Genomic DNA, 14,097 nt, shown 5'->3' on the forward strand with positions numbered 1-14,097 from the left:
GATTCCCGCTCTCAGATTCGATATCCGATCCGCAATCCGCCCCAATGCCGGCCGTTGACGAAAATGGGTGCTGACGCGTCCTTCATCAGTGCATATTCGCCGCCGCCCATGTCGCGCCGGTAGGTTTGCAGCAGGAAGCGTTTCGTACTGGTTCCGGCAGCGAGGCCGGTACGGTCGTTGAACATTCGTCGGTTGCGGCAGTTCGCGGCATTCCAGACGGGGTCGCCACGCTGCGGCTGCGAGAACTTGAGATTGTGGGTGGGCAGGTAGCCGCGCGCGTCGACGGCTGCGCAGAACGCGACGCGCGGGTCGAGTTCGAGCATGGGTTCCTGGATCAACGGCAGGACGCGGTCGGTGAGGTCGGTAAAGCGCGTCATGAACTGCTGCGGATTCGTGCCCGGTACGGGCACGTAGCGATCGTCGAACAGGTCGTTCATCGTCAGTTCGCCCCGCGCGACAGCCGCTTCGAACAGCTTGCCGGCTTTTGCGGCAGCCTGTTCGACGGCATCGATGAACGGTGTGTCCGCCGTTGCAACGCCCGTGGCCGCCGTCAGTTCGATCAGGTTCTCCGATACGCCGAGCAGATTGCCGAGCCGGTTCTTTGCCTGCACGAAGTTTTCGCCGGAATGTTCGACGTCGGTGGCAATATCGAGCACCTGCGACTCGAATGCATTGCATTGCTCTTCGATTTCGCCGGACAGCGTCGCGATCTGGTTCGCCTCTGCATGCAATTGCGTGATCGCGTGACCTGTCGAATGCACGACGTCGCCGATCATCCTCGTGCCTTCGCGCACCCGCTGTGCGCGAGCTGTGTTCTCGGCGCCTTCGGTAATCAGGCGCTCGGTCTGCTCGGTGAGTTGCGCCAGCGTCGTTTCGATCTGACCCGTTGCCTGCGCGGTTTTCGCCGACAGCGTCTTCACCTCGGCGGCGACCACCGCGAAGCTCTTGCCGAATTCGCCCGCACGCGCGGCTTCGATCGCGGCATTCAGCGCGAGCAGATGCGTCTGGCGCGCGATCAGCGATATCTCTTCCGACACGCGGCTCACGTGCGACAGCGCCGCGCGCAATGCGCCGATCTGGCTCTCGATCACCGTCACGCCTTCGACCAGCCCATGAATATCCGACAGCGACGCTTCGAGCGTCTGCCGCGAGGTCTCGACGTCACCCGCTGCCTGCGCCGTTACCGTGCGCATTTCGCGGGCTGCGGCGGCGATGCGGTGATTGCCGGTGAGCGTCGCCGCCGCAGACTGGCGCAGCGTCTGGCATACGTCGGCTTGCCGTTCGACGCGGGTGGCGACCTCTTCGATATGACCGGACACGTCGCAGATCTCGATGCCGAGCTTGCCCGCCTGCGCGGCGATATCGCCGACAACGGATAAGGTGCCGCTGCGGCGGCGCCGGCGGCGATTGAAAAAGCCCGTCATGGTCAAGTCTCCTGAACGGCGCGGCGCTGGCGCACGCCGACCTGGTATCCGTTTAATGTGTGCGAGTTCATGTAGCGAGCAGGGCGACACGCACTGGTCAGCATCCGGCAGATGAACTGCGGCACATGAATTGCACGTCGTCGTACACGCTTACGGTTTCTCAACGGCTCCTTACGGAACTGCTTGATAGGGACTATCCCGCAGTCGAATCGGTTAGGATCGCCGGTGGCCGCGCGCAAGCCGTGCCACATGCCTGTCGAATCCGCCAACCAATGACTGATGATTGAATCCTTCGCGCGCGTCTCGGGCTGGGAACAGCTGTGGTATCTATGGGAACTGATCGTAATGGTCTGCAAGTTCCTGTGGGGCCTGCTGCGTCTGTTGGGCGGCGGCTGAAACTGAAGCAGAACGCGATGCACTGTCACGCGGCGCAGGGTGAACTGCAGTAAGCTGAAATCCATTTCATCCCGGTAAGCCGCCCACCGATGACCGACGATTCCACCCAGCGCTTCACCGACCGCGTCACCGACTACGTCAAATACCGGCCGGGCTATCCGGGCGAAGTTGTGACCTTCCTGCATACGACATGCGGGCTTGCCGAGGGCGCACGGGTCGCCGACATTGGCGCGGGCACGGGCATTTCGTCAAAGCTCTTGCTCGATGCTGCGCACCCCGTCGTAGCCGTCGAGCCGAATCAGGCGATGCGCGCAGCCGCCGACGCATGGCTTGCCGGGTACGCGGACTACACGAGCGTCGCGGGCACGGCGGAGGCGACTACACTGGACAGCGCGAGTGTCGATCTCGTCATCGCGGCGCAGGCGTTTCACTGGTTCGATCCGGCGACAGCGCGACGCGAGTTCGCGCGCATCCTGAAGCCGCGCGGTCTGATCGCGTTGATCTGGAATAGCCGGCTACTGGACGCGACGCCTTTTCTTGCGGGCTACGAAGCGCTGTTGCAACGTCTCAGCGTCGACTATCAGGCTGTGGCCGAACGCTATGCGGATGACGAATCAATGGCTGTCTGGTTCGGCGACGCGCTGGCTCACAAAGCGCGTTTCCCGAACGCACAGCGGCTCGACTTCGAAGGCGTTAAGGGGCGGCTGATGTCATCGTCCTATGCACCGAAGGCCGGGCATCCGAATCATCAACCGATGCTGACGGCGCTGCGTGAGCTGTTCGACCGTACCGCGCAAGATGGCACGGTCGAGTTCGCGTACGAGACACGCGTGTATGTCGGATATGCACAGGACAACCGCTAGACCTGCAACGGAGTGCGTCCGGTCGGGAACTGAGCGAGAAACTCGCGGAGGTCCTGTAGCACGCGCTGTGGTGCATCCTCCATCGGGATGTGTCCGAGTTAATCGAGGCGCGCAGCGAGCGACCGACGTGGCAGCGGCGCGCGCGTCGTCTGCGTCGTTTCGACGTTCTTCATGTTTTCGTCTCCCTGTTATTGGACTGCCTGAATTACTCTCGCTCCTGATCTGAGTACACGTATTCGGCGCTGCGCACGCGACGTGTGCGCCGACGGAAATTGAATGTGAAGCGCGGCCAGATTGCCGTGATCTTGCCGCTCTTCGTCTGATACCAGCTGTGGCAGCCGCTCGCCCAGACAGTTCGCTGCATGTCGCGTTGCAGGCTTGCGTTGAATGCGCGCTGTACGTCGGCACGAAGATTCATCGTGCGGGCGCCGCGACGGTGCAGTTCGCGCAGGCAATCGGCAATGTATTGCACCTGTGACTCGATCATGTAGATCATCGAGTTGTGCCCAAGGGCCGTGTTGGGTCCGGCCATCATGAAGAAATTTGGAAAGTCCGCGATGCTCGTGCCGAGATACGCTTCGGGTCCGTCGCGCAGCCAGAGTGCACCGAGATCGGCGCCGCCGAGTCCCGTCACGTCGAATGGCGCGCCGACGTCGTTCACCTGAAATCCGGTGCCGCAGATGATCGCATCGACCTGATGATGCGCGCCGTCGGCCGTCACGACGCCGTCATGCACGATGGTGCGGATCGGTGTCGTCACCACGTCGACATTCGGCTGGCTGAGTGCCGGATAGTAGTCGCTCGATAGCAGCACGCGTTTGCATCCCAGCCTGTATTCGGGTGTCACTTTGGCGCGCAGTGCAGGATCTTTCACCCGTCGTTCGAGGTAGCTGCGCGCGAATTTCATCGCCGGGTTCACGAGCTTCGGGTTGACAAAGAATCCGAGGCCGCGCGATTCCATCTGCCAGTAGATCGCGCTGCGCACGCAGCGTTGCGTGAACGGCAGGTGTTTGAAAAGCCAGCGCGCACGTTCGCTGACCGGCTTGTCAGGCTTGGGCATGATCCACGGCGCGGTGCGCTGGAAGAGCAGCATCTGCGCGACACGCGGCTGGATTCGCGGGATGAACTGGATCGCGCTGGCGCCGGTGCCGATGACGGCGACGCGTTTGCCTTCGAGTGGATAGTCGTGGTCCCAGCGCGCCGAATGAAATATCTTGCCACCGAACTTATCGAGTCCGTCGATCCGCGGAATCGCCGGTCGCGATAACAGCCCGATCGCAGAGATCACTGCATCGGCCTCGACGGTTTCATGCACGCCATTGCGCGCGATATCGAGCCGCCAGACGAGCCGCGCCTCATCGAAACGCGCGGCCATTACGCGTGCATTGAACTGCATCGCGCTGTCCACCTGATACTTGCGTGCACAATGCTTCAGATACGCAAGGATCTCGTGTTGATGACTGAACGCCCGCGACCACGACGGGTTCGCTTCGAATGAAAACGAGTACAGATGCGACGGCACATCGCATGCAGCACCTGGATACGTGTTGTCGCGCCACGTGCCGCCCAGATCGCCGGCCGCTTCGTAGATCGTGAACGATGTAAATCCCATGCGCTTGAGCCGGATCGCCATGCCGATGCCAGAGAAGCCGCTTCCGATAATCGCGATACGCATCTCAGCACGATGGGGTGAAGGCATGGGTTCAACGCTCCAACGCATCGTCGAAGTCTGCAAACTCTCCGATGCCGAATAAGATAAAAGTTGATTTGTCTACATCCGTCTACGACGGTTAAAGCGCAGGGTAGACAACTGTACACAGTGCGTCAAGATCGTTGTACAGTGCTGGCTCCAAGGCCATGACATTGCATTGGCCGTCATGCGTCGTTAAACGGAAGCTCATGCAATCCGCATCGGAACTGGAACTCGCTCCCGGCAAGCGCAAGCTGATCGAGGCCGCGTTGCGCCTGACAGCGGGCGGCCGCAGCTTCGCGAGCCTTGGGCTGCGCGAGCTGGCGCGCGAGGCGGAACTCAACCCCAACACGTTCTATCGGCACTTCGACACGCTCGACGATCTCGCGCGCGAAGCCGTCGAATCGGTCAGCCGCCGCCTGCGCCCGATGCTTCGGCGCGAACGATGGCTAGCCGCGCACGACGAGCCGCACAGCGTGCCGCGCCGCGCCTGCGTGGCTTTCTTTGCGTTTGCGCTGGAAAACCGCGAGGCCTTTCTGAGCGCGCTAGCCGAGTATCACGGCACGTCGCCGGCGTTGCGCGAGGCTGTACGAGTGAACCTGAACGAGGTGTCGGCGGAAATGGCCGAGGACGTCGTGCAGTTGAACCTGATGCCCGCGTTGCCACGCGAAACCATCGAGGAAATCTGCACGCAGATCGTGCTGCAGCTTTTCCATCTGTCGCATGAATTCATCGGCAATGCCGCGCAGCGTGAGTCGTTGATCGACTATGCGGAGCGTTTCATCGTCAGGCTGTTTGCGGGCGCCGTCGTCCTCGCGCAGCATGAGGCGCAATGAGAAAAGGGCTCCGTGAGGAGCCCTTTGCGTTTCATGCGGACGAGGTGAATCGGTCAGGTGTCGTTCCAGCCGCCCGAATCGTCGTTGCTGCCCATATCGACACCGCCGCCGCCATTGCCGCCGTCGCTCCAGTCGTTCGAGCCCTGGCCGAAGTCGATCGAGCCTGCATCGTTGCCACCGCGCTTGCGCGATTCGTCGTCGACGATCACATCGCGTTCGATCACGCGGTCGCGGCCTGAGTTGAGCGCTTCACCGAGCAGCACGCCCGTCAGCAAGCCACCCATGCCGCCGCCGAAGCCGCCGCCTTGCTGGACGATGACGGGCGGCTGCTGTTGCTGCGGCGGATACGGGTAGGGCGCTTGCGGATAACCGGGCGGGTAACCTGGCTGCTGGCCGCCGCGTCCAAACGCCGTGTCCGCTTCGCGTGCGTAGGAAGAGTCGCCCATGCCCGCCGGCGCGGCAGGCGCCGCATTCGGATCAGGCCGGCCTTCGGCGCGTGCCTTGAGGCTCGCCACCTGCCGTTCGAGGTCTTCGATCTGATACGGCGGCACGGGGTTCTTGCTATTCGACAGCGCTTCGACCAGCTGACGCAGTTGTGTCTCCGCGCCTTCGACTTCGCGTTCGAGCGCATCGTGTCCCGGTGCCGTCGACAGCTTCACGTCGAGCTTCAGCGAGCGCACGTCGTTGAGCAGATCGGTTGCGCGTTTGAGTTGCGCGCGACGGTCGTCGGTGGCGCGCGTGTCGTCCTGCGAGCGCGCGCGGCGCAGCGTCCAGCGCAGGATCAACGCGATCGCGCCGATCAGCACGACGATGCCGATCCACATGCCCATTGAAGGACCATGCCGCTCGGGCGCCGGCTGGAACGCCGACGGTGTGGCGGGCGCGGATTGCTGCTGCGCGAATGGATTGCCGGTGCGATGCGTGACGCCGCCACCGGCGCCACCGCTAACACGCGCGGCGTCCGAGCGCAGACGCGCTTCCGTCTGCGCGAAGCGGGCGGGGTCGGTGAAGCGAACCTGCGGGTCGAGCGTTTTCGCCTGTTGAAGCTGCGCGAGCGCTTCGGCGGGGCGGCCTTCGCGATCGAGCACCTGCGCGTACAGGTAGTGCGCCCGGGCGCTGTCGGGATGCGCCTTCAGCACCTCGTTCAACTGCGAGTCGGCCTTCTGCCAGTCGCCCTGTTGAATCGTCGTTTCGATCTGCGTCGCCGTCGGCAACGCGAAGGCGGAGCCAGACACGAGCATCAGCGAAAGCGTCAGGGACACACCGGCTGCTGCGAGGAGTTTTTTCATGATGCGGGCCGGGCGGATTGACGCCCGTCTCCTTGACTATCGAGTTGCCGTGTCGCGCGGCCGTCGTGTCGTAGTACACGGCGCCGCGCGGCACATCGCCTGTTGCGCGCTTATTGCACGCTTACTGCGCAGGCGTGTCCAGCTGCTTCTTCAGTGCGGCGAGACGGTCGTCGATCGACGGGCCGCGGTTCAGGTCCGCGAGCTTGTCGTCGAGCGCCTTGCCGCTCTTCACGTCGGCCGAATTCAGGCGCGCGTCGGAACGTGCCGTCGACAGCGCGACCTTGTCTTCCAGCTTCTGGAAGTCTTCAGCAAGATTCTTGCCGCCGATTCCACCCAGCGCGGTGGCCGCCGTGTCCTTGGCCTCCGCGATCTGCTGCTTGGCCTGCAGGATGTTCGAGCGCGCGTTCAGGTCGTTGCGGCGCTGACGCATATCGTCGATCTGCGTCTTCAGCTGGTCGACGGAAGGCTCGAGCGTGGTCAATTCCCTCGCGAGCGCATCGCGTTCGGCTTCCGCCGTCGACTGTGCGCCGAGCGCCTCGCGCGCGAGCGCTTCGTCGCCCGACTGCAGCGCGCGTTTGGCGCCGTCTTCGTACTTCTTCGCCTTGTCGGCGGCCACGTCGCGCTTGCTTTGCTGCGTGGCGACCTGCGCCTGGATCTCGATCAGCGAGTTCTCCGCTTTCGCGATGCTCTCGTCGAGTTCGCGCACGATCTGGCGCGCATCACGCGACGGGTCTTGCACGGAGTCGGCTGCATCGTTCAGGAGACCTTTGACCGTCCGCGTGATGCTGTCAAAAAGCGACATGAAATACCTCCATTGATTGAAATCGACGCTGAATACCCGGCGCATTGAAGCTCGCGCGAAACGACGTCGACTGAACATAGTTTACGCCGCCCTGCGCAATGCTGCGGGTCATGCTCCATGCCATCAGACAGCGCGTCTTCGCGCTTGTTGCATGACGGCGGAGCAAACGGACCTGACATCGGGGCGCGCGCACGGAATGCAATACCTGAGCGCAGATTTAAGTTGCCGCGACGCATCCGTTGACGCTTCGCACACGCTTTGCAATCGATGCATGACCGGCTATTCAACAGCTCGCGGATATTACACCACGCGTACTCTTAAAACGGTCTTAAAACGCGATTTCCTGCGCCTTTCAGCCGATGCTTTCGCAATCTTTGCGACGTGCGCGCGCATCCGCAACGTGATGGACGAATCAGCGTGCGGATTTGTCAAATCGCATGGTCGGATTCTTTCGGATAGCCGACGATACAGCGTCTGCGAGCACGACGCACACATGCCATGTAGCGCCGCTAACTCAGGCGAAACGGCCGCTGCCTTCGGCGGGATCGATGCCCGGTTCGTCGTCTTCGTGCTCCTGCTTACGCTTGCTTGCGGCATTGCGTTTCGACGAAAGCAGTGTGGGCGCGCTGGATGGCGCGCGCGTGTCGGTGGCGGCATCGGCGGCGTCGTGCGACGCGAGCGCGGCGGCTTTCGCGGCCGCCACGCGTGCGGCAGCCTGAGCGGCGGCAGCGTCGTCGGTGCTTTCGAGCGTAGCGGACACGACGGGCGTCGCGAGCGCGGCAACGGGGGTGGCGAGATCGATGGGGGCGAGCGGCTCTTGCGGCGTGTCGGAGGCGGCGAAGACGGTATCGTTTTCAGTTGGCGCGTTTTTGCTGCCCGGTGCGGGCGATCGGAGCCCGGCGGGCGTGGCTTGCCGCAGATGCTTGCTCGCGCGTGCGACGCGTTGCAGCGCTTCGTTCAGCGCGTCGGGTTCGCGCGGCGCGCGCAACCGGTCGACGATGCTCGCCGCCTTGACCTGCTCGCTGGTCGCGCCGAAGCTCAGCACCGCGCGCCGCATCAACTCGCTGACGCTGATGCCGAGGTTCTCCGCCGTCGTGGAGATGGCGCGTTTCTGGGCGGGGCTGACGAAGACGACGATGCGTTCGCTAGGCTTGTTCATAGATCGGCTCGCGTTCTTTGTTGGTGTCGAACTGCGGAGGAATCCGGGCAGGGCGGCGAGTCCTGCTTGGCGCACGTCAAACCATCATAAGACTAAATCGCGGCGCGCGGTTGCGCGCGGGCGTAAATCGGGCGGCCCGTAAAATGGCTGTCACATCAACGGGTTGCTACGTTTGCAGGTGTATTGTCCACAGGGCTGTGAACATTTTCTGTTGATAACCGCACGGCGCGCCACAGGCGGACTCGCGTGGCGCCGGACAGTATTTTTTCTTACATCGGGGCGCAATCATGAGGGAATTCTTACAAAAAAATCACCTTCCGCGCCGCTTGATTTCTTTAAAATGCGCTGTTACGTTGCGCCAGACACTACTTGGGCGCGCCGTGCGGCCGGCCGGGGCGAGGTGAAACAGTCGGTGCCGCGCGGTGGCAATCGCCAAGGGTAGAGACCGTCGTCATGCGTTGCGCGCGGGCGTCCCTTGCATGGCCGCGGTCGGATCGGCGGCAAGGCGCCGATCTGGCGCGCAACGGTGCCGCGGTCGCGCGTTATGTCGCGGAGCGGCGCCACGATCACGATTCAGGCGCACCGCGCGTGCAACTCCGGCGTGTAGGTAGCGCCCATCATTCCAGTCATGCCAATCATCAAACGACCGCAATCTTCCAGCTCGTCAGGGCATTCAGGCCGCGAGCCTTCTTTCGGCAGCAACGACAACCCGAGTCGCGATTACCGCTACGCGCAGCGCGAAGAAGACGACCGCGATGAGCGCGGCGGCGGTGCCCGTTCAGGCGGCTCAGGTCGCTCGGGTCGCACGATAGGCGGCACGATCGCGTTGTGGTTCGCAGGGCTGTTCGCGACGCTCGCGGTGGTCGGCGCGCTGATCATCGGCTATGCGCTCGTCGTGATGGGGCCGCAGTTGCCGTCGCTCGATGCGCTCACCGACTACCGCCCGAAAGTGCCGCTGCGTATCTATACGGCGGACCACGTGCTGATCGGCGAATTCGGCGAGGAGCGCCGCAGTCTGGTGCGCTTCCAGGACATTCCCGACGTACAGAAGAAGGCCGTGCTCGCAATCGAGGACTATCGCTTCTACGAGCATGGCGGCGTCGATTTCATCGGCATCCTGCGCGCGGGTTTTGCGGACCTCGCGCATGGCGGTTCGTCGCAGGGCGCGAGCACGATCACGATGCAGGTCGCGCGCAACTTCTTCCTGTCGAGCGAAAAGACGTACACGCGCAAGATCTATGAAATGCTGCTCGCGTACAAGATCGAGCGCGCACTCACGAAGGACCAGATTCTCGAGTTGTACATGAACCAGATCTATCTGGGCGAGCGTGCCTATGGCTTCGCGGCCGCGGCGCGCGTGTATTTCGGTAAGGATCTAAAGGACATCACGCTTGCGCAGGCAGCGATGCTGGCGGGGCTGCCGAAGGCGCCGTCCGCGTACAACCCGGTCGTCAATCCGAAGCGCGCGAAGATTCGCCAGGAATACATCCTGAAGCGGATGCTCGATCTGAACTACATCACGCAAGACCAGTACAACCAGGCTATCAAGGAAGATATCCGCACGAAGACGGCGGGTAACGAGTACAGCGTGCACGCCGAGTACATCTCGGAGATGGTGCGCCAGATGATGTACGCGCAGTACAAGGACGAGACGTACACGCGCGGCCTCAACGTCACGACGACGATCGATTCCGCCGATCAGGAAGCCGCCTATCTCGCCGTGCGCAAGGGCGTGATGGACTATGAGCGCCGTCACGGCTATCGCGGACCGGAAGGCTTCGTCGAGTTGCCGGCTGCCGGCGACGAGCGCGACGAAGCCATCGAAGACGCGCTGAACGATCACCCGGACAACGGCGAGATCATTGCGGCCGTCGTGACGTCGGCGACGCCGAAGGAAGTGAAGGCGCAATTGCTCGACGGCACGCAGGCGAGCGTGACGGGCGATGGCTTGCGTTTCGCGGCGGGCGCGCTGTCGGCGCGTGCGGCGCAGGCACAGCGTGTGCGGCCGGGCTCGATCGTGCGCCTGATCGCCGATGCGAACGGCAACTGGCAGATCACGCAGTTGCCGCAGGTGGAAGGCGCGCTGGTGTCGATGACGCCGCAGGATGGCGCGATCCGCGCGCTGGTCGGCGGCTTCGACTTCAACAAGAACAAGTTCAACCACGTGACGCAGGCATGGCGTCAGCCGGGTTCGAGCTTCAAGCCGTTCATCTATTCTGCGGCGCTCGACAAGGGCCTCGGACCGGCGACGATCATCAATGATGCGCCGTTGTACTTCCCGCCGAGCGCGCCGGGCGGCGACGCATGGGAGCCGAAGGACGACGATCAGCCGGATGGTCCGATGCCGATGCGTCTCGCGCTGCAGAAGTCGAAGAACCTGGTGTCGATTCGCATCCTGTCGTATATCGGCACGAAGTACGCGCAGGATTTCGTCACGCAGCGCTTCGGCTTCGACGCCGACAAGACGCCGCCGTATCTGCCGATGGCACTCGGCGCTGGTTTGGTGACGCCGCTGCAATCGGCGGGTGCGTATAGCGTGTTCGCGAACGGCGGTTACCGGATCAATCCTTATCTGATCGGCGAAGTCGACGATGCGCATGGCCAGCCGCTGTCGCGTGCGCAGCCGCTGACGGCGGGCAAGGATGCACCGCGCACGCTGGAGCCGCGCAACGCGTACATCATGAACAGCCTGCTGCATTCGGTGGCGACGGCGGGCACGGGCGCGGGCACGAATGCGCTGCATCGTAACGACCTGCAAGGCAAGACGGGTACGACGAACGATGCGAAGGACGGCTGGTTTGCCGGCTATCAGCAATCGCTCGTGGCTGTCGCGTGGATGGGTTATGACCAGCCGAAGTCGCTCGGTAGCCGCGAGTTTGGCGCGCAACTGGCGTTGCCCATCTGGGTCGAGTATATGCAGCGTGCGCTGCGTGGTGTGCCGCAGGTTGAGCCTGAGATGCCTCAGGGGGTGACTTCTGTCGATGGCGAGTTGTTCTATGCCGATATGACGCCGGGGAGTGGGTTTGTCGCGAGTATTGGGATGGATTCGGCGAATCCGCTCGCGAGTGGTGGTGATGCTGTCGGCACGGTTGGGCCGGCGGGGATGACGCCGCCAGCGCCGCCGCCGAATGTCACTTCGACTGAGAAGAAGCAGATTATGGATTTGTTCGAGTCGAATAAGCCGTAAGGGTTTGGTTTGGTTTGCGCCGCGCGGGCGGGTTGGTTTGCTTGTGTTTGCGCTGGCATCCGCGATTTGTTTTGCCTGCTTCAAGCGTCGCCCCTGTGCGGGGCGGCACCTACTTTTCTTTGCCGCCGCAAAGAAAAGTAGGCAAAAGAAAGCGGCTCACACCGCCAGCTCTTGTGTTTGCCTGAGGGCCCCCATAGGGTCTTACGCTTCACACGGTAACCACGTGACTCATTCTCGTTGCCAACGCTCTAGCGGTGCGCGTCACCCGCTTCACGCACCTGCATTGCGGTCTGCCGTGCCAGATATTCCACGGCCGCCCAGGTGGCAAACTGTGTGTAGGCCGAAGTGCTACATACGCCTCACTCCGGACCGATAGCCCACGCGTTCCACCCTGTAAGAGCGCAAACGCGTACGCCGCGACAACCTACACACAGTTTGCCACCTGGGCGGCGGATACCATTCGCTGCCGCTGACCGTTGTACGGGTGCCTGAAGCTGGTGAGGCATTCATTCACAGCGTTGGCAACGGGCACCAACGAGGGCACTGTCGTGTGAAGCGTGGGGACGTTAGGGGCCCGTGGATAAGAACACGTGCTGGCGGTGTTAGCCGCTTTCTTTTGCCTACTTTTCTTTGCGGCGGCAAAGAAAAGTAGGTGCCGCCCCGCACAGGGGCGACGCTTGGAGCACGAAGGCATAGCGCGGATGCCAGCGAAAAAGGCCAAAAGACCAAACGGCACCGCCCGCGCCGCGAAGGCAACCCGCGGACGCCACCGCAAAGGCAAGAAAACCAAAACCGTCCGCGCCACGAAGGCGCAAACACAGCTACCAGCGCACTCGCAAAAAAATCAGGCAAAAAGAGCGCCGCACACCAAAAGCATATTTCGATGCACGGTCAACGACTTATCTCACCTATCCAGAAGATATCAACAAGCCTGTGAACAAAAACTGTGGATAAGACCAAACCCAACCATCACCGACAGGTTCACCTCACAACAGGCGACGCCAATCCCTCCGGCGGAGGATTCCCCATCGCCTGAAACAACGCTGCCGTATCGTTCAGCCTTGCGCCCGTAAACCGAATCTCATCGAGCCGCGCATTGCGATACTGCTGCTCGCTCGCCCGCGACGCCGTGACAGGCACGGCCCCCAGCCGATACCGCGCGGCCGTCTCCTCAAACGACCTCTGCGCGGCCCGCGCAGCAACATTCGCGGCATCGAGCGATTGCGCATCGTGTTCGAGCGCAGCGAGCGTATCCGCGACATTCTGGAAAGCGGCCAGCACGGTCTGCTTGTACTGCGACGTCGCAGCTTCATACGAAGCGATAGCCGCGCGCCGCTGCGCGAACAGCGCACCGCCATGAAAGATCGGCTGCGTGATCGATGCGCCGATGCTCCAGATAGCCCCCGCGCCCGACAGCGCAACAGGCCAGCTAAACCCGCCTTGTCCCATCGATGCGCTCAGCGTCAAGCTCGGAAACATCTGCGCGGTTGCGACACCGACATCGGCGGCGGCCGCCTTGAGCGTCGCATCGGCGGCCTGAATATCGGGGCGCGCCTTCAGCAAATCCGATGGCACGGAGACAGGCACCTGCTCCGGCACATGCAGCGAAGCAAGATCGAGCGCAGGCGGCGCCTCGTCCGGCGTACGGCCGAGCAGCACCGCAAGTGCATGCCGCGTCGTCAGCAACTGCTGGCGCGCCGGCGGCAGACTCGCGGCAAGCGACGCCGCGCTTTGCTGCGCGCTCAGCAGATCGCTGTGCGACACCGCGCCAAGATCGTAGCGGCGCTGCGTGTCGCGCGCCTGATCGTTGGCGAGCGCGACGAGCCGCTCGGTCGTTTGCACCTGTGCGTCGAGCATCGCCGCTGAAATCGCCGCGGCCACGATGTTCGCGGCCAGCGCGCGCCGCGCCGCATCGAACTGGTACGCCTGCACGTTCACACGCGACGCAAGCGCCGCATCCGCGAGTCGCGCCGCGCCGAAAATGTCGAACGTGTACTGCGCCTGCAACTGCCCGACGAACGTGTTGTACAGAAACGTATTCGGCCCGATCTCGGGAATCGCGAGCGCGCGCTGGCGAGCCGCCTGGCCGCCGGCGTCGATGGTCGGCAACATATTGCTGCCGATCTGCGCGCGCAACTGCTCTCGCGCGGCCTTGAGACTCTTGTCGGCGGCGTCGAGCGTCGGGCTGTTGCGCAGGCCTTCGTCGACGAGCGCGTTCAGTTGGTCCGATTCGAACGTGCGCCACCATTGCGGCACCGCCTTCGCGCCGACCACGAACTGCTGCGTGACACCTTGCGCAGGAACGGTCTGCGTCGGTTGCGGATCGGCGCCGTAGTGCGCAGGTTCGGGCATCGCGGGCGGATTGCCGTTCGGCCCGAACGAACAGGCCGCCGCGAACACGCAAGCAACGGCTACGGCAAAAGACGTACGGGTCATCGAAACAAGGCTCAT

The 14,097-nt window shown here is 63.1% G+C and carries 10 protein-coding genes; 3 read left to right on the forward strand and 7 right to left on the reverse strand.

Features of this window, described 5'->3' with window-relative positions:
- Window positions 1–11 precede the first annotated feature (11 nt).
- Window positions 12–1,424 (reverse strand): methyl-accepting chemotaxis protein, encoded by a 1,413-nt coding sequence (locus tag SB822_RS27965; protein ID WP_007588303.1) that lies wholly within the window; start codon window positions 1,422–1,424, stop codon window positions 12–14.
- Window positions 1,425–1,909: 485 nt separating this feature from the next.
- Between SB822_RS27965 and SB822_RS27970 the strand changes: the two genes are divergently transcribed.
- Complete coding sequence (locus SB822_RS27970) at window positions 1,910–2,683, forward strand: class I SAM-dependent methyltransferase (protein WP_079485128.1); 774 nt, start codon at window positions 1,910–1,912, stop codon at window positions 2,681–2,683.
- A gap of 205 nt (window positions 2,684–2,888) precedes the next feature.
- On the opposite strand, the gene SB822_RS27975 is transcribed toward SB822_RS27970, so the two are convergent.
- Window positions 2,889–4,382, reverse strand: a complete 1,494-nt coding sequence (locus SB822_RS27975) for a flavin-containing monooxygenase (protein WP_090836025.1) — start codon at window positions 4,380–4,382, stop codon at window positions 2,889–2,891.
- Window positions 4,383–4,582: 200 nt separating this feature from the next.
- On the opposite strand from SB822_RS27975, the gene SB822_RS27980 reads away from it, so the two are divergent.
- The gene (locus SB822_RS27980) at window positions 4,583–5,209 is read left to right on the forward strand and encodes a TetR family transcriptional regulator (RefSeq protein WP_007588310.1); all 627 of its coding nucleotides are present in this window, start codon (window positions 4,583–4,585) and stop codon (window positions 5,207–5,209) included.
- Between the two features lie 53 nt (window positions 5,210–5,262).
- Here SB822_RS27980 and SB822_RS27985 read toward each other — a convergent pair whose 3' ends face one another.
- From SB822_RS27985 to SB822_RS28000, 4 genes are all read right to left on the reverse strand, one after another.
- A complete protein-coding gene (locus SB822_RS27985; protein ID WP_090836026.1) occupies window positions 5,263–6,498 on the reverse strand; it encodes a tetratricopeptide repeat protein in 1,236 nt (411 codons plus the stop codon).
- A 121-nt stretch (window positions 6,499–6,619) separates the two neighbouring features.
- Complete coding sequence (locus tag SB822_RS27990; RefSeq protein WP_007588312.1) at window positions 6,620–7,300, reverse strand: PspA/IM30 family protein; 681 nt, start codon at window positions 7,298–7,300, stop codon at window positions 6,620–6,622.
- The gene (locus SB822_RS27995) at window positions 7,287–7,412 is read right to left on the reverse strand and encodes a hypothetical protein (RefSeq protein WP_278254753.1); all 126 of its coding nucleotides are present in this window, start codon (window positions 7,410–7,412) and stop codon (window positions 7,287–7,289) included. Before SB822_RS27995 ends, SB822_RS27990 begins: the two co-directional genes overlap by 14 nt.
- A 402-nt stretch (window positions 7,413–7,814) precedes the next feature.
- Entirely contained in the window at window positions 7,815–8,459 is a 645-nt protein-coding gene (locus SB822_RS28000; protein ID WP_090836027.1) for a hypothetical protein, read from the reverse strand.
- Window positions 8,460–9,087: 628 nt separating this feature from the next.
- Between SB822_RS28000 and SB822_RS28005 the strand changes: the two genes are divergently transcribed.
- Complete coding sequence (locus SB822_RS28005) at window positions 9,088–11,646, forward strand: penicillin-binding protein 1A (RefSeq protein WP_079485137.1); 2,559 nt, start codon at window positions 9,088–9,090, stop codon at window positions 11,644–11,646.
- A gap of 981 nt (window positions 11,647–12,627) precedes the next feature.
- Here the strand turns inward: SB822_RS28005 and SB822_RS28010 are convergent.
- Complete coding sequence (locus SB822_RS28010) at window positions 12,628–14,097, reverse strand: efflux transporter outer membrane subunit (RefSeq protein ID WP_090836028.1); 1,470 nt, start codon at window positions 14,095–14,097, stop codon at window positions 12,628–12,630.

The organism is Paraburkholderia sp. SIMBA_054 (assembly GCF_046534875.1).
GTDB classification, from domain to species: Bacteria; Pseudomonadota; Gammaproteobacteria; order Burkholderiales; family Burkholderiaceae; genus Paraburkholderia; species Paraburkholderia hospita.